Below are 16,092 nucleotides of genomic sequence, written 5' to 3'. Positions count from 1 at the left end.
GCGGCATAGGACCATCGGCAGCAGATACTACCAAGATAGCGCCGTCCATTTGAGCGGCACCGGTAATCATGTTTTTCACATAGTCGGCGTGACCCGGGCAGTCTACGTGTGCGTAGTGGCGGGTTTCAGTTTCATATTCTACGTGAGAAGTGTTAATGGTAATACCACGAGCTTTCTCTTCCGGGGCATTGTCAATTTGGTCGTAACCTTTGGCTTGACCGCCGAATTTTTCGGCCAAAATGGTGGTCAGAGCAGCAGTCAGGGTGGTTTTACCATGGTCAACGTGACCGATGGTGCCAACGTTTACGTGCGGTTTGCTCCGCTCGAATTTTTCTTTAGCCATGAGCTAATTTCCTTATATAAAGAACGATTAAAGATCAATTGATAGCCGCCTGAAACATTTCAGACGGCCTGTTTGCAACCTTAACCTTTACGGGCTTCGGTTACTTGTGCTGCGATATGTGCAGGAGCTTCAGCATATTGCTTGAATTCCATTGAGTAAGTCGCACGACCTTGGGTAGCAGAGCGCAAGTCGGTAGAGTAACCGAACATCTCGGCCAGAGGTACTTCGGCACGAATTTTCTTACCGCCGATACCATCGTCATCCATACCTTGTACGATGCCGCGGCGACGGTTCAGGTCACCCATTACGTCACCCATGTACTCTTCGGGGGTTTCTACCTCCACGGCCATCATCGGTTCCAGCAATACCGGAGCGGCTTTCTTCATACCTTCTTTGAAAGCCATAGATGCGGCCAATTCAAAGGCGATTTGAGAAGAGTCGACATCGTGGTAAGAACCGAAAATCAAACGTACACGTACATCTACTACCGGATAGCCGGCAACAATACCGTTTGATAGAGTGTCGCGGATACCTTTGTCACAAGACGGGATAAATTCACGCGGAATTACGCCACCTTTAATTTCATCGATAAACTCGTAGCCTTCGCCACCGGGTTCCATCGGTTCCATTTTGATGACAACGTGACCGTACTGACCTTTACCACCTGATTGTTTAACGTGTTTCGCTTCAGATTCAACTTCTTTGCGAATAGTCTCACGATAAGCAACTTGTGGTGCGCCAACATTGGCTTCTACACCAAATTCACGCTTCATACGGTCAACAATAATTTCCAAGTGCAACTCACCCATACCGGAAATAATGGTTTGACCTGACTCTTCATCGGTGCGAACACGGAATGAAGGGTCTTCTTTTGCCAAACGGTTCAAGGCAATACCCATTTTTTCTTGGTCTGCCTTGGTTTTCGGTTCAACGGCAACGTGAATTACCGGCTCCGGGAATTCCATACGCTCCAAAATAATCGGTGCATCTTCGGCACATAGGGTTTCACCGGTAGTAACGTCTTTCAAACCGATAGCGGCCGCAATGTCACCTGCACGTACTTCCTCGATTTCATCACGGTCATTAGCAGTCATTTGTACCAAGCGGCCGATGCGCTCGCGGGTACCTTTTACTGAGTTCACTACGTTATCGCCTGATTTCAGTACGCCTGAGTAAACACGGATAAAAGTTAGCTGGCCAACGTATTTGTCATTCATCAATTTGAATGCCAAAGCCGAGAATTTGGCATCGTCAGAAGCTTCGCGAGTATCTTTTTCGCCTTTCGGTGTTTCACCGGCAACCGGCGGGATATCTGTCGGGGCAGGCAAGAACTCTACAACAGCGTCCAACATACGTTGTACACCTTTGTTCTTAAATGCCGAACCGCACAATACAGGCTGAATTTCGCCGGCCAAAGTGCGTTGACGCAAAGCGGCAACGATTTCTTCTTCGGTCAACTCTTCACCGCCGAGGTATTTATCCATCAACTCTTCGCTAGCTTCGGCAGCTGCCTCTACCATGTTATTGCGCCACTCTTCAGCGGTCGCAACCAAATCAGCCGGAATATCGCCATATTCGAATTTGATGCCTTGCGAGGCCTCATCCCAAATAATGGCTTTCATTTTCAACAAATCAACCACACCTTCGAATGCGTCTTCGGCACCAATCGGCACAACGATAGGCACAGGGTTGGCACGCAAACGGGTTTTCATTTGCTCTACGGCACGGAAGAAGTTGGCACCTTGACGGTCCATCTTGTTCACGAATGCTAAGCGCGGAACATTGTATTTGTTAGCCTGACGCCATACGGTTTCAGATTGGGGCTGAACGCCGCCAACTGCACAGTAAACCATTACGGCACCATCCAAAACGCGCATAGAACGCTCTACCTCTACGGTAAAGTCAACGTGTCCCGGGGTATCGATAATATTGAAACGGTGTTCTTTAAATTGACCGCCCATACCTTTCCAGAAGGTAGATACCGCTGCAGAAGTAATGGTAATACCGCGCTCTTGTTCTTGCTCCATCCAGTCGGTAGTGGCAGCACCGTCGTGCACCTCGCCCAACTTGTGAGTCATACCGGTATAGAACAGAATACGTTCGGTAGTTGTGGTTTTACCCGCATCGATATGGGCTGAAATACCAATATTGCGATACAGGCTAATGGGGGTTTTACGCGCCATGATAGTCGCCTTTTTAAATAATTAGAAACGGAAGTGCGAGAAGGCTTTATTAGCCTCAGCCATACGGTGTACTTCTTCACGTTTTTTCATTGCGCCGCCACGGCCTTCGGCAGCATCAATCAATTCGCCGGCCAGGCGCAAATCCATAGATTTCTCACCGCGTTTGCGTGCCGCATCTCGCACCCAACGCATTGCCAACGCCAAACGGCGTGAAGGGCGAACCTCAACAGGAACTTGGTAGTTGGCACCACCTACACGGCGGCTTTTCACTTCCACAACCGGTTTTGCATTGGCAATTGCAGTATTGAATACTTCGATGGCTGCTTGGCCTGTTTTTTTCTCAATCTGTTCCAGAGCACCGTAAACAATACGCTCTGCAACCGATTTTTTACCATCAATCATCAATACGTTCATGAATTTTGACAGCTCAACGCTACCGAATTTCGGATCCGGCAAAACATCGCGCTTGGGGACTTCTCTACGTCTTGGCATTTTAATTCCTTAATATCTATTCAGTTGGGGCAATCCCATGAATGCCTATCACAAGCATTCACTTACTCGACAGCCTTTAATTTATGTTTCAGGCCGCCTATGTGCCTTTAATTCTGTGTGCTAAATAACCGTATGCCGGATTATTTAGGACGTTTCGCACCGTATTTAGAACGGGCTTGCTTACGGTCTTTAACACCTGCAGTATCCAAAGAACCGCGAACAGTGTGGTAGCGAACACCCGGCAAATCTTTTACACGACCGCCGCGTATCAATACAACGCTGTGCTCTTGCAGATTGTGGCCTTCACCACCAATGTATGAAATAACTTCAAAGCCATTGGTCAAGCGCACTTTACATACTTTACGCAACGCTGAGTTCGGTTTTTTCGGAGTAGTGGTGTATACACGGGTGCACACGCCGCGTTTTTGCGGACATGCTTCCAGTGCAGGCACTTTGTTTACGTACACAGGCTTTTGACGGCCTTTGCGTACCAATTGGTTAATAGTAGGCATATTTTCTCGTTCCTATTGAGTGATATACATTGCCGGCACCATGCCGACAAGAGCGGAATTATAAATTCTTTTCAACGACCAAGTCAAGCCAAGAAAAACAAAAGCATTTACTACTCAAGATTTTAGAGCCTGATTGTTACCTCAAGTGTGGGAGAGGTTTTCATTTATCAACCTGATTTACGGAACCATCTATCCTAATTAAACTACTAAATCACACCCCCTAAGGCCAACCCAACCCGATATTTCTCACGGCTTGCGCCTTTAGTAAACCTATATAGGTGTAGGCCTTAATTAATTTATTTTCAGACGGCCTTTAGCGATTGAATAGATTTGACTAAGGCGGTAAACTTAGCCTATTAAATTTTTTTATGGTAGCAATATTGTATGACTCCTGCTTTTGATGTGAAGTCGGCACGACTTGATGCGTTAGCCATCCGGCTTTACACGTCCAACATTACCGAGCTGGAAACTTTATTACAGCAACGTGCTGATCAGTACCGGAATTTTAAAGGTATGCCTTTTATCTTGGATCTGTATGACTTCGACGAGCCTTCTGCCTTTGATACGGCAACGATCTGCACTTTATTTGCAAAACACGGTCTGAACATTATCGGCTTGCGCCATCATAATACAGCATGGGAAGACACCGCCTCTGCCAATGGTTTGGCTTTTGTCCCAGCAGCAGCTTCAGACGGCATTCCCGTGTCCCCTCCAACGACTGTCGAACCGGTATCAATTTCCGAGCCGGTTAAAGCGCAAGTCATCAGCCAACCGACCGTATTCGTAAATACCCCTATCCGCACAGGGCAGCAGGTTTATGCGGAAAATGCTGATTTAATCGTTACCGGAATGGTTAGCGAAGGTGCGGAAATCATTGCAGACGGCAACATCCATGTATACGGCCCAATGCGCGGGCGTGCTTTAGCCGGCGCCAACGGCAACCGCAGTGCCCATATTTTTATACACTCGATGCAAGCCGAGCTGGTATCTGTAGCCGGTATTTATCGAAATTTCGAACAAGACCTCCCACCTCATCTGCATAAGAAGCCGGTTCAGGTTTCTTTGAAAGAAGACCGTTTAATTATCGGAGCCATTGACGCCGAATAGCATCAAATTATCCGACTGTTATTCAATTTTTTAAGTTAAAGAAGGAATCATCGTGGCAAAAATTATTGTAGTAACCTCTGGTAAGGGCGGTGTTGGTAAAACTACTACCAGCGCCAGCATTGCAACCGGCTTAGCCTTACGCGGCCATAAAACCGCCGTTATCGATTTCGACGTGGGTTTACGCAATCTGGACTTGATTATGGGCTGCGAACGCCGTGTGGTTTATGACCTTATCAACGTTATCCAAGACGAAGCCACCCTAAACCAAGCACTGATTAAAGACAAACATTGCGACAACCTTTTTATCCTGCCCGCATCTCAAACCCGCGACAAAGATGCCCTGACTCGGGAAGGCGTAGAAAAAGTACTGAAAACCCTTACCGAAGAAATGGGTTTTGATTTTGTTATCTGTGATTCTCCTGCCGGTATTGAGCAAGGTGCATTAATGGCGCTTTATTTTGCCGACGAAGCCATCGTAACCACTAATCCCGAAGTTTCCAGCGTACGCGACTCCGACCGTATCTTGGGTATTTTGCAAAGCAAAAGCCGCAAGGCGGAAAACGGCGAAACCGTGAAAGAGCACCTGTTGATTACCCGCTACTCACCCGAGCGCGTAGAGAAAGGCGAAATGCTGTCCGTGCAGGATATCTGCGATATTCTGCGCATCCCCCTGATCGGTGTTATTCCCGAATCACAAAACGTATTGCAAGCATCCAATGCCGGCTCACCGGTTATCCACCAAAATGATGCTGTCGCCGCCGAAGCTTATAAAGATGTAGTGGCACGCCTTTTGGGTGAAAACCGAGAAATGCGCTTCCTCGAAGCCGAGAAAAAAAGTTTCTTCAAAAAATTATTCGGAGGCTAAACCATGTCATTGATTGACCTCTTGTTTGGCAAGAAGCAAAAAACCGCCGAAGTTGCACGCGACCGCCTGCAAATCATCATTGCGCAAGAGCGTGTGAAATCACAGGCACCCGACTATCTGCCTACCTTGCAGAAAGAGCTATTGGAAGTATTGTCAAAATATGTTCATGTTTCCCTCGACGACATCCGTATTTCCCAAGAAAAACAAGATGGCGTAGATGTATTGGAACTGAATATCACCCTGCCCGAACCTGCTAAAAAGGCTTAAACTATGACTCTGACCGAATTGCGTTATATTGTGGCCGTGGCGCAAGAGCGCCACTTCGGTCGGGCGGCTCAGCGCTGCTTTGTCAGTCAGCCCACCCTTTCCATTGCCATCAAAAAACTGGAAGAGGAACTGGCAGTATCATTGTTTGACCGCAGCAGCAATGAAGTTATTACCACCGAAGCCGGTGAGCGTATTGTGGCTCAAGCACGCCGTGTTTTAGATGAAGCAGACCGCATCAAACATTTGGCTACCGAAGAACAGAACGAATTGGAAGGCTCTTTCAAGCTCGGTCTGATTTTCACCGTAGCCCCTTACTTGCTGCCCAAACTGATTCTTTCATTGCGCAGCGAAGCACCGAAAATGCCGCTGATGCTTGAAGAGAACTATACCCAATCCCTCACCGATATGCTCAAACGTGGTGATTTGGATGCGATTGTAGTCGCCGAACCTTACCATGAACCGGGCGTGGTTACCGTTCCTCTGTATGACGAACCCTTTTTTGTTATTGTGCCTAAAGGCCATCATTTCGAAGAACTGGATGCCGTATCACCGCAAAGCCTCACTGAAGAGCAAGTATTGCTCCTCACCGAAGGCAACTGCATGCGCAACCAGATACTCGACAGTTGTTCAGAATTGGCATCCAAGCAGAAAATTCTAGGTCTAACCAATACCTTGCAAGGCAGCTCGATCAATACTATCCGCCATATGGTAGCCAGCGGCTTGGCTATCAGCGTACTGCCTGCCACCGCCTTAACGGAAAACGACCATATGCTGTTTAGTATCATTCCGTTCGAAGGTACGGCACCGCACCGCCGCGTATTGTTGGCATACCGTCGCAATTTTGTAAGGCCAAAAGCTTTGACAGCCATTCGTAACGCTATCTTCTCTTCACACCTAAACGGTGTCAGCTTTATCAAAGAATAAACTGATTCCATCGAAAAGGCCGGCATAAATTATCCGGCCTTTTCTTTTTATTTAAGCATAAATAAAATCTCTTTTTGTTTAGCCTGCACGACTGATTAAATTCGGATCAAAATAATTTAAGCCGGCTTTCGACTGTCATCGGTTCCTGCTTGGCAACTGGTGGTTGGCATAACCCCAACATATCTCATTCAATCAAACACCAGCTCTCAATCATCTCTAACAACCCATTCGCAATTATGTGAAATATAAAAAGCCTTCTAATGACAACTCACCACAACTGTAAAAATAAAAAGGCCGTCTGAAATTTCAGACGGCCTTTTGTTTCTCTATTTCCCAGACTCGGCGTTTATTTTGCAGCCAATTCGGCACGCAGTTTTTTGGTTACTTCCATCATCACTTCCAATTGCTCGATGGTTTCTTTCCAGCCACGAGTTTTCAAACCGCAGTCAGGGTTCACCCACAAGCGTTCAACCGGTACGACCTCCATTGCTTTGCGCAACAAATGCTCGATTTCAGCGGCGGTCGGTACGCGCGGGCTGTGTATGTCGTATACGCCCGGGCCGATATCATTCGGATATTTGAAATCACCGAAAGCAGTCAGCAGTTCCATATCGGAACGTGAAGTTTCAATCGTGATTACATCAGCATCCATAGAGGCAATAGCCGGCAGGATATCGTTGAACTCAGAGTAACACATATGGGTATGGATTTGGGTGCTGTCTTCCGCGCCGGTAGAAGAAAGGCGGAAAGATTCGCACGCCCAAGCCAAATATTCGTCCCATTGCGCTTTTTTCAGCGGCATGGCTTCGCGGATTGCAGGTTCGTCGATTTGGATAACTTTAATACCCGCTTTTTCCAAATCCAACACCTCATCGTTCAAAGCCAGGGCGATTTGTTTGGCTACTACGCTCAAAGGCACATCGTCGCGCACGAAAGACCATTTGAACATAGTTACCGGGCCGGTCAACATACCTTTCATCGGGCGTTTGGTCAGGCTTTGAGCATAAGAAGACCAGTAAACAGTCATCGGTTCGGGGCGTGATACATCACCGAAAATAATCGGAGGTTTAACGCAGCGTGACCCATAGCTTTGCACCCAGCCGAATTGGCTGAAGCAATAGCCGGCCAACTGTTCGCCAAAGTATTCCACCATATCGTTACGCTCGGCTTCGCCATGTACCGGCACGTCCAACTCCAATTTCTCTTGCACTTCGACACAGTAGGCGATTTCTTTTTTCATCGCTGCATCATAATCAGCGGCGGAGAGCTCGCCTTTTTTGAAGGCGGCACGCGCTTGGCGGATTTCGGTGGTTTGCGGGAACGAACCAATGGTAGTGGTAGGCAGAGCCGGCAGATTCATCCAAGCCTGCTGGGCTTTGATGCGCTCGGCGAAGGGAGATTTACGCTGATCGGCACCTTGAGGCAGCTCGGCTACACGTTTTTGCACAGCTTCATTGTGGATTTTTTTATTGGTAGCACGGTCGGCGGCAGCGGCATCCGAAGCGGCAATCTCATCTTTTACGCTCTCTTTGCCGTGGGCCAGCGCTTGCTTGATAACACCTAACTCAACCAGTTTTTGAGCGGCAAATGCCATCCAAGATTTGATTTCGGCATCCAATTTTTCTTCTACGGCCAAGTCTTGCGGGCTGTGCAACAGCGAGCAGCTCGGGGCAATCCACAAATTATTACCCAGTTTTTCTTGTACCGGCTTCAGGATATCAATAACTTTACTCAGATTGGCGCGCCATACGTTGCGGCCATCCACCAAGCCGACAGACAATACTTTATGCTCAGGCCATGCGTTGGCAAAAACGTCCAATTGCTCAGGGGCGCGTACGGCATCGATATGTACGCCGTGTACGGGCAATGCTTTCAACAAATCAAGATGCTCGGCGACCGAAGCGAAATATGTGCCGATAATGATGCGTACACCGGTATTTGCCAGCTCTTTGTAAACTTCGGGGAATGCATCCGTATAAGGCTTGGGCGCATCTACAGCCAAAATCGGCTCATCGATTTGAATCCAATCCACGCCTTCTGCGGCCAACTCGCGCAACAATTGTGCATAGGCAGGCAACAGCTTCGGCAGCAAGGTTGCAACGCGGCAACCGAATTCTTCTTTTTTCTTACCCAACCACAATAAAGTAAGCGGACCAACCAAAGTAGGCTTAATATCGTGGCCTTGTTCCTTAGCTTCTTTGATTTGGGCAATCAAACGGCCTGCATTAACCGAAAATTCAGTATCGGCATGCCATTCAGGGACAATGTAATGGTAATTGGTATCGAACCATTTTGTCATTTCCATGGCAAACTGGGTAGCATTACCGCGTGCCAGTTGGAAATATTGGGGCAGAGTCAGATTAGCCGCATCAAAACCGAAACGCTTCGGAATCGCACCTAATGTGCACAGTAAATCCAACACATGATCGTAAAAAGAAAAATCGCCCACCGGTAGCAAATCCGCACCGGCAGCTTTTTGGGTCGCCCAATTAAGGCGGCGGATTTCGGCAGCTACGCTTTGCAGTTCGGCTTCTGTTTTGTCGCCTTTCCAAAAAGCTTCAACGGCAAATTTCAATTCGCGCTTGGCACCGATGCGCGGATAACCTGAAAGGTGGAACGTGTTCATATTTTGGTTTCTCCAGTGTTTGAACGGTATAAAAATTCGGATACTGTATATTGAATGTTTTTTCAAAGTAGTGCAAACGACTAATTTGAATGTTTAGCATGAATGATTTTAATGTTGGTGCCATTTAATTATGAAAATGCCGTCTGAAAATTTTCAGACGGCATTTTTGCATATGATTAACCTTTATTTATACAATAAGGAAAATTTCTAATTATTCGCGCAATCAACCATATAATTAGTATTACATGGCCAAAATTTATCTTAAATACACCGATATCAAACCGACTATTCCCTTATTTAATACATCTAAGCCGTTATTTTCCCAATATGCGCGCTTAGGCTTCAGAATATCACATACATTGAATACAACGGCATATATTAAAATATTATGCCACATATCACCTTTCTAATTAAAATATACATACCGATTATTTTTCAAAATCATAATAATATGTGCCAATCCTCCACAAACAATTCAAAATTGACGGCAACTCTCTTTCTTATGACATAGTATTTGAGTGGATGCATAAGGCCAATAAGTTCTTTATAATGAGCAAAATTCATATACTTTTTGAAAAATAATCATGGATTCGATTATCGAACTGCGCCATCTGAAAACCCTGCTCGCATTAGAAGAAACCGGCAGCGTATCGTTGGCGGCCAAACGGGTATTCCTCACCCAATCGGCACTTTCCCACCAAATCCGCGCATTGGAAAGCTATTATGAAACGCCGTTATTTGAGCGAAAATCCAATCCTTTGCGCTTTACACCCGCGGGCGAACGCTTATTGCAATTGGCCCGTGACTTATTGCCGCAAGTAGCAGCGGCCGAGCGCGATATGGCGCAAATTATTGAAGGAGAGGCCGGAGAGCTGCGCTTAGCCGTAGAATGCCATACCTGTTTTGATTGGCTGATGCCGGCTATGGGTATATTCCGCCCGCTTTGGCCGCAAGTAGAGCTAGATATCGTATCCGGCTTCCAAGCCGATCCTGTCGGCCTGCTGTTACAACACCGTGCCGATTTAGCTATTGTTTCCGAAGCTCTGCCGCAAGCGGGTATCGCTTATCAGCCGCTGTTTGCCTATGAAATGGTCGGTATTTGCGCCAAAGACCACCCATTGGCTGAAAAAGAAATCTGGCAAGCCGAGGATTTTACCGAAGAAACGCTGATTACCTACCCTGTACCTGACGATATGCTCGATTTATTGCGTAAAGTATTGCTGCCGGCAGGCATTAACCCAAGCCGGCGCCATAGCGAGCTGACTATTGCCATTATACAATTGGTTGCCAGCCGCCGCGGCATAGCTGCCCTACCGTATTGGACAGTTATGCCTTATTTGGAAAAGGGTTATGTCATTTCCCGAAAAATCACGAATAAAGGCTTGAAAAGCGAACTTTATGCGGCCATGCGTGCAGAAGATACGGGGAAAAGCTATCTGGAAAACTTCTGCCAAATCGTCCGTGAACGGGGATTTGCAGATCTGCCCGGTCTGAGTGTCTTGGAAATGGGTTAACAGCTTGTCATACAATAAAACTAATAAAACACCGTTGGTATTTCCAACGGTGTTTTATTTTTTCCTAACCGATAATTGTCATGCCAAACTGGACTCTCTACTGCCCCCCAATCAATGCTTAATAAAAAACTTATGCCACAGCAAAATTATGATCTTTTTTAAGGCTGAAACCGCCCGCGCTTCACATTTAAACCACCCTGTTGCAATTGTGCAGCCAAACTGTGGTTACGCAAGGCATGGGTAAGGGCAACGGCCAAACCATCGGCGGCATCTGATTGCGGGGTGCCTGACAATGCCAACATCTGCACTACCATATGCTGTACCTGCTCTTTCGCCGCCTTACCTTTACCGACAACGGCCTGCTTTACTTGCAAAGCCGTGTATTCGAATACCGGCAAATCATGCATCACCAGAGCCGCCAAAGCTGCTCCGCGTGCTTGGCCGAGCATCAGGGTAGCCGCGGGATTAACGTTTACAAACACCTGTTCAACTGCCGCTTGAGCCGGGCGGTAAAGGCGTACCACTTCGTTCAAATGTCGTGTAATAACGGCAATCCGTTCGGGCAAAGGAGCGGCAGGCGGCGTTTTAATGCAGCCGGATGCGACATATTGATGCTCGCGGCCGTACACATCAATTACACCGAATCCGGTTACACGGCTGCCGGGGTCAATACCTAAAATACGGATGGGCTTAACACTCATACTTTTCAGACGGCCTTTTGATCATTTCGAAACTCATCAACTTTTACCAAGCGTACGGTTGCTTGTTTACATTTTTTATTAAAAACGGCGCAACCCAATTTTGCGCCGCCGGTAAAATTTTAATCCGACATTATAACGCCAATGCTTTCCCGATTTTCCAGAGGCCGTCTGAAACATTTTTCGGCAAAGCACAAAGTTGGCTTTAATAGAACTGTCATCACTGTTGCCGATAATAAAAGTAAAACCAATTTACTGTTTTGGCCATCTTTTGCGGGAGCCATCATGAAACTAAATCTGCCCGACGCCCTTACCGTCACCGATATCCGCCTTTTATTTTGGCTCAACCGTCATAGTCGCAAGCGTACTATCGGCATACTCAGCCGAGAAATTTCCCGCTTGGGCGACGGCCCGTTGTATGCCTGTATCGGCGTAATGTTATGGATTTTCGGCGGTGCTAAAGGTACTGCTTTTTTTTATACCGGCTTGGCGGCCTATGCCATCGAATTGCCGCTGTATCTGGTTTTAAAAAATAGCATCCGGCGCAACCGCCCCTGCCACGGCGTAAGAGATATCCACGCTCTTATCGAACCTTCCGACAAATTCAGCTTTCCTTCCGGGCATACCGCCGCCGCTTTCGTATTCGCCACCCTAACCGGCATATTTTTTCCCGCGTGGGCGGTTGCGGCATATTTTTCGGCGTTACTCATCGGCCTTTCCCGAGTGATGTTGGGCGTACATTATCCATCAGATATTGCCGCCGGAGCCGTGTTGGGCATATTGTGCGTACAGACAGTTTTATTTTTCACCGGATAATTATGCGGATTCTTTATGGTGTACAAGCTACCGGCAACGGCCACATTACCCGCGCCCGAACCATGCTGCCAGCCTTGCAGGCGGCAGGCATCACGGTTGACTTTCTCTTTAGCGGGCGCGATGCAGGGAAATATTTCGATATGGAATGTTTCGGCAAATACCGTACCCGCCGCGGCTTCACTTTTCATCTGGAACAAGGCCGTATTGCTTGGCCGCGTACTTTAGCCGACTTGAAACTTCGGCAATTTTGGCACGATGTTAACCGGCTGAATCTGAAACATTATGATTTGGTACTCACCGATTTTGAACCCGTAAGCGCGTGGGCGGCAAAAAAGCAGGGGGTGCCTTCGGTAGGACTTGCCCATCAATATGCCCTACGCTACCCCCTGCCCGGCACTTCCAACCGCTTTTTGCTGCGGCACGGCATTACCGCATTCGCACCCGCTCAAAAATACCTCGGTATCCATTGGCTTCAGTTCGGTTGCCCAATTTTACCGCCACTGATTCAAACCGATATTCATACACCGGCGACAGACGATAACTTTATTTTGGTATACCTGCCATTTGACAACCTTAATCTGATTTGTAATTGGCTCGCTCCTTACAACCATTATCGTTTCCGTATTTATGCACCTGTTTCCAACCCCTCTAAACAAAACCGCATCGAAATCCTGCCTCTTTCGCGCCCGGCTTTTCAGCACGATTTAGCCAATTGCAGCGGCGTAATCAGCAACACCGGTTTCGGCTTATGCAGCGAAGCCATGACCTTGGGTAAGAAAATCCTTACCCGCCCGTTACCGGGGCAGATAGAACAACAATCCAACGCAATCATTCTTCAGCAAATGCAGCGGGCTACCATAATGCACGATTTTGATGCCGACATTCTCGCGCTCTGGCTAGATTCACCCGCTCCCCCACGCATGGCCTTTCCCAAAACAGCTAGCCATATTGCCTCTTGGTTAGCAGATGGTGCAGTTGAATCCGTTCAAACATTGGCCGATATGATTTGGCAAAAAACCGGAACCGACTGAAATCAGGCGATTTAAATGCACATTCTTTAAATAACCCGATTTACACACCATTGATATACCTTAACCGTCCAAAGAGTCTTTTGAGCCCGCCCATACTTAACAAGAAAGAGTCTCAGCATCTATCTTGCCCAAACAGCATCCCCTCAATATACATTGACCAACACTTAAAACGAATCCCCGTATCAAAAGCAGTCTAAAGCTTATTTCCATAGAAATAAAAAAACAGCTTCGCACAATTCGGTAACAAATGAAACTAGCTTGTAAAATCATGTTAGGTTATCATAGCTTTTTTGTTAACAATCAAACGGAAAACCAGCCGCGCCGATGCTTTTCATGCGGCTTGCGGCGGTAGGAGTAAAAAATGAATGCAGTGGTAATTGCGGTCGCAGTGATGCTGGTATTGTCGCTGGCCCGCGTACATGTCGTACTCAGTCTGATACTGGGGGCACTCGCAGGTGGCCTGATTAGCGGGCTCGGCCTGGCAAAAACTATGGAAGTCTTCCAAACCGGTTTGGCCAACGGTGCGCAAATCGCACTTTCTTATGCCATGCTGGGTGCCTTTGCCGTGGCAATCGCCCATTCGGGTCTGCCCCAGGCTTTAGCCAACAGTGTTATCAAGCGCTTGGACAATAACCAGATACAAGATAAAGTACCCGGCAGCGTCAATTGGATCAAATGGGGTCTGCTGATTGCCTTACTGGCGATGAGCGTGATGAGCCAAAACCTGATTCCCATTCATATCGCTTTTATTCCTTTGCTGGTTCCGCCGTTATTATTGTTGTTTAACCGCTTTCAAATCGACCGCAGGCTGCTTTCCTGCTTAATTACTTTCGGCTTGGTAACTACTTACATGTGGCTGCCCTATGGTTTCGGTGAAATTTTCTTGAAGCAAATCCTAGTCGGCAATATTAATAAAGCCGGCCTTGATGTCAGTGGTGTCAATATCTTTAGTGCCATGACGATTCCGGCTTTAGGCATGGTGGCGGGTTTGCTGATCGCAGTTTTCTTCAGCTACCGCAAGCCGCGCGTATACCGCAATATTGATGTTAACAACCAAAGCGGTATGAAAATGCCCGCTATTTCACCTTATCGAAGCCTGGTTGCCTTAATGGCGGTTGTGGTTTCGTTTGTGGTTCAGCTTTGGGCAGACTCATTGCTGCTCGGCGCAATGGTCGGTTTTGCCGTATTTATGGCTTTGGGTGTCGTGCGCTGGCGTGAAGCGGATGACGTTTTTAACAATGGTGTGAAAATGATGGCCATGATCGGCTTTATCATGATCGCTGCCCAAGGCTTTGCCGAGGTTATGAAAGCAACCGGAGACGTAGAACCTCTGGTAACTACTTCCGCCGAAATTTTCGGTAACAGTAAAGGTATGGCGGCATTTGTGATGCTGTTGGTCGGCTTGTTGGTGACTATGGGTATCGGCAGCTCTTTTTCTACTTTGCCGATTATCGCAGCGATTTACGTACCGCTCTGTATCAGCATGGGCTTTTCTCCCGCTGCTACCTTGGCCATTATCGGTACGGCCGGCGCATTAGGTGATGCCGGTTCGCCCGCATCCGATTCTACCTTAGGCCCGACAGCAGGTTTGAATGCCGACGGCCAGCACGACCATATGCGCGATACGGTGATTCCGACTTTCTTACATTACAACCTGCCCCTGATGGTATCGGGTTGGATTGCCGCCATGGTGCTGTAAATGGAAGAACTGGAAGCCAGAATTACCGAGCTTGAAATTCAAACCGCCCTTCAAGAAGACTTGCTGGGCAGTTTGAACGATACCGTAGCCAAGCTCCATCAAACACTTGATTTGCAGCAAGCCCAACTGCGCTTGCTCTACCAACGTTTGCAACAAGACAAAGGGCAGGACGGTGACGGAAGTTTTAATCCGCAAGCCGAAATACCGCCGCATTATTAATCTGCGGCAGTAGCGAAAAGCCGTTATGATTTTTTCGAAACAATGATAATGCCGTCTGAAAAATTTCAGACGGCATTTTTATAACCTTGAATTCATGCCGCAAATTATTGCAAATGCGCGCTTGGACATTACCGCAAACGCCGGCCGGTTTCACCGTCGATAATTTGACTGGGCTGCCGATAACGGCCGACTTGCCCGCCGATAATCCATACGTCACGCCCGAATTGCCGCCACACTTCGCGTCGGCTTTTGCAGGCACGTTTGCCGGCACGGTTGCACGAGGTAGATACCAAAGCAGTTTGTAATCGGCTGCATAGCGAACGCGCGCCCGCATGGTCGGGTACGCGCACGGCGAGTTTGGTTCGCCCTTTGCCTCGCAACAACGGCGGTAAGTGACGGCGAACGGGTAATAAAAAGGTTTTGGCGGCAGGCCAGTTTTCCGCCAGCATATTTTCGGTAGCAGCCGGAAGCGGTTGCAGCAAAGGGCGAAGTTGGTCCTTATAGGCACCGATGACAATCATGCCTTTATGCTGCGGCCTTTTTTTCAGCCGTATCAAACGGCGCAAGGCAGGCTGGTGGGCCGGCAGGCAGCCGATGCCATAGCAAGATTCGGTAGGGTAGGCAACCAAGCCGCCGCGCTGCAAATGATGCTGCAAACGTTTGGAGGCTTGAATGCGCGTGGGTATGCTCATAAAGGTATCCGATCGGAGCAATATGCCGTCATGTCGGCACAAATTTTTGCTTAATTAAAGTATTTTCTCAGGTGGCCCGAATGCTTTCAGACAGCCTTTTTCAT

The 16,092-nt window shown here is 47.8% G+C and carries 16 protein-coding genes; 9 read left to right on the top strand and 7 right to left on the bottom strand.

All coding sequences use genetic code 11. From position 1 onward, the window contains the following. From ACEPPX_RS09640 to rpsL, 4 genes are all read right to left on the bottom strand, one after another. Nucleotides 1-343 (bottom strand): GTP-binding protein (locus ACEPPX_RS09640; RefSeq protein WP_416623677.1); only part of this gene is annotated, 343 nt, incomplete at its 3' end. Between the two features lie 80 nt (nucleotides 344-423). Then, nucleotides 424-2,526, bottom strand: a complete 2,103-nt coding sequence (gene fusA, locus ACEPPX_RS09635) for an elongation factor G (protein WP_047761616.1) — start codon at nucleotides 2,524-2,526, stop codon at nucleotides 424-426. Nucleotides 2,527-2,547: 21 nt separating this feature from the next. Continuing rightward, nucleotides 2,548-3,018 (bottom strand): 30S ribosomal protein S7, encoded by a 471-nt coding sequence (gene rpsG / locus ACEPPX_RS09630; RefSeq protein ID WP_047761615.1) that lies wholly within the window; start codon nucleotides 3,016-3,018, stop codon nucleotides 2,548-2,550. Between the two features lie 140 nt (nucleotides 3,019-3,158). Continuing rightward, nucleotides 3,159-3,530 carry a 30S ribosomal protein S12 gene (gene rpsL / locus ACEPPX_RS09625; RefSeq protein WP_002218431.1) on the bottom strand — a complete coding sequence of 124 codons (372 nt, stop codon included), beginning with the start codon at nucleotides 3,528-3,530 and terminating at the stop codon, nucleotides 3,159-3,161. A gap of 384 nt (nucleotides 3,531-3,914) precedes the next feature. Between rpsL and minC the strand changes: the two genes are divergently transcribed. From minC to ACEPPX_RS09605, 4 genes are read left to right on the top strand one after another with little or no spacing between them, the layout of a single operon-like run. Further along, the gene (gene minC, locus ACEPPX_RS09620) at nucleotides 3,915-4,637 is read left to right on the top strand and encodes a septum site-determining protein MinC (protein WP_047761614.1); all 723 of its coding nucleotides are present in this window, start codon (nucleotides 3,915-3,917) and stop codon (nucleotides 4,635-4,637) included. Between the two features lie 52 nt (nucleotides 4,638-4,689). Next, nucleotides 4,690-5,502, top strand: coding sequence for a septum site-determining protein MinD (gene minD, locus ACEPPX_RS09615; protein WP_416623838.1), 813 nt, complete (start codon nucleotides 4,690-4,692; stop codon nucleotides 5,500-5,502). A 3-nt stretch (nucleotides 5,503-5,505) separates the two neighbouring features. Further along, nucleotides 5,506-5,769 (top strand): cell division topological specificity factor MinE, encoded by a 264-nt coding sequence (gene minE / locus ACEPPX_RS09610; protein WP_047761612.1) that lies wholly within the window; start codon nucleotides 5,506-5,508, stop codon nucleotides 5,767-5,769. Nucleotides 5,770-5,772: 3 nt separating this feature from the next. Then, the gene (locus ACEPPX_RS09605) at nucleotides 5,773-6,693 is read left to right on the top strand and encodes a hydrogen peroxide-inducible genes activator (protein ID WP_416623837.1); all 921 of its coding nucleotides are present in this window, start codon (nucleotides 5,773-5,775) and stop codon (nucleotides 6,691-6,693) included. A gap of 346 nt (nucleotides 6,694-7,039) precedes the next feature. Here ACEPPX_RS09605 and metE read toward each other — a convergent pair whose 3' ends face one another. Next, the gene (metE, locus tag ACEPPX_RS09600) at nucleotides 7,040-9,319 is read right to left on the bottom strand and encodes a 5-methyltetrahydropteroyltriglutamate--homocysteine S-methyltransferase (RefSeq protein WP_416623836.1); all 2,280 of its coding nucleotides are present in this window, start codon (nucleotides 9,317-9,319) and stop codon (nucleotides 7,040-7,042) included. A gap of 584 nt (nucleotides 9,320-9,903) precedes the next feature. Here metE and ACEPPX_RS09595 point away from each other — a divergent pair. Then, nucleotides 9,904-10,833 carry a LysR family transcriptional regulator gene (locus ACEPPX_RS09595; RefSeq protein WP_416623835.1) on the top strand — a complete coding sequence of 310 codons (930 nt, stop codon included), beginning with the start codon at nucleotides 9,904-9,906 and terminating at the stop codon, nucleotides 10,831-10,833. Between the two features lie 158 nt (nucleotides 10,834-10,991). Here ACEPPX_RS09595 and ruvC read toward each other — a convergent pair whose 3' ends face one another. Beyond that, nucleotides 10,992-11,534, bottom strand: coding sequence for a crossover junction endodeoxyribonuclease RuvC (gene ruvC, locus ACEPPX_RS09590; RefSeq protein WP_416623834.1), 543 nt, complete (start codon nucleotides 11,532-11,534; stop codon nucleotides 10,992-10,994). 282 nt (nucleotides 11,535-11,816) lie between these two features. On the opposite strand from ruvC, the gene ACEPPX_RS09585 reads away from it, so the two are divergent. The 4 genes from ACEPPX_RS09585 (at nucleotide 11,817) to ACEPPX_RS09570 (ending at nucleotide 15,296) form a co-directional block, all read left to right on the top strand. Continuing rightward, nucleotides 11,817-12,347, top strand: coding sequence for a phosphatase PAP2 family protein (locus ACEPPX_RS09585; RefSeq protein WP_416623833.1), 531 nt, complete (start codon nucleotides 11,817-11,819; stop codon nucleotides 12,345-12,347). A gap of 2 nt (nucleotides 12,348-12,349) precedes the next feature. Beyond that, nucleotides 12,350-13,378 (top strand): MJ1255/VC2487 family glycosyltransferase, encoded by a 1,029-nt coding sequence (locus tag ACEPPX_RS09580; protein ID WP_416623832.1) that lies wholly within the window; start codon nucleotides 12,350-12,352, stop codon nucleotides 13,376-13,378. A gap of 361 nt (nucleotides 13,379-13,739) precedes the next feature. Continuing rightward, a complete protein-coding gene (locus tag ACEPPX_RS09575) occupies nucleotides 13,740-15,077 on the top strand; it encodes a Na+/H+ antiporter family protein (protein ID WP_416623831.1) in 1,338 nt (445 codons plus the stop codon). Further along, on the top strand, nucleotides 15,078-15,296 hold the full coding sequence (locus ACEPPX_RS09570) for a SlyX family protein (RefSeq protein WP_416623830.1): 219 nt from the start codon (nucleotides 15,078-15,080) through the stop codon (nucleotides 15,294-15,296). Nucleotides 15,297-15,424: 128 nt separating this feature from the next. Here ACEPPX_RS09570 and ACEPPX_RS09565 read toward each other — a convergent pair whose 3' ends face one another. Continuing rightward, nucleotides 15,425-15,988: an L-threonylcarbamoyladenylate synthase gene (locus tag ACEPPX_RS09565; RefSeq protein ID WP_416623829.1), complete on the bottom strand. Its 564-nt coding sequence runs from the start codon at nucleotides 15,986-15,988 to the stop codon at nucleotides 15,425-15,427. Between the last annotated feature and the right edge of the window lie 104 nt (nucleotides 15,989-16,092).

It is taken from the genome of Neisseria sp. S1 (genome assembly GCF_048060015.1).
Classification (GTDB): Bacteria; Pseudomonadota; Gammaproteobacteria; order Burkholderiales; family Neisseriaceae; genus Neisseria; species Neisseria arctica.
This window is presented reverse-complemented; position numbering and strand designations above follow the sequence as displayed.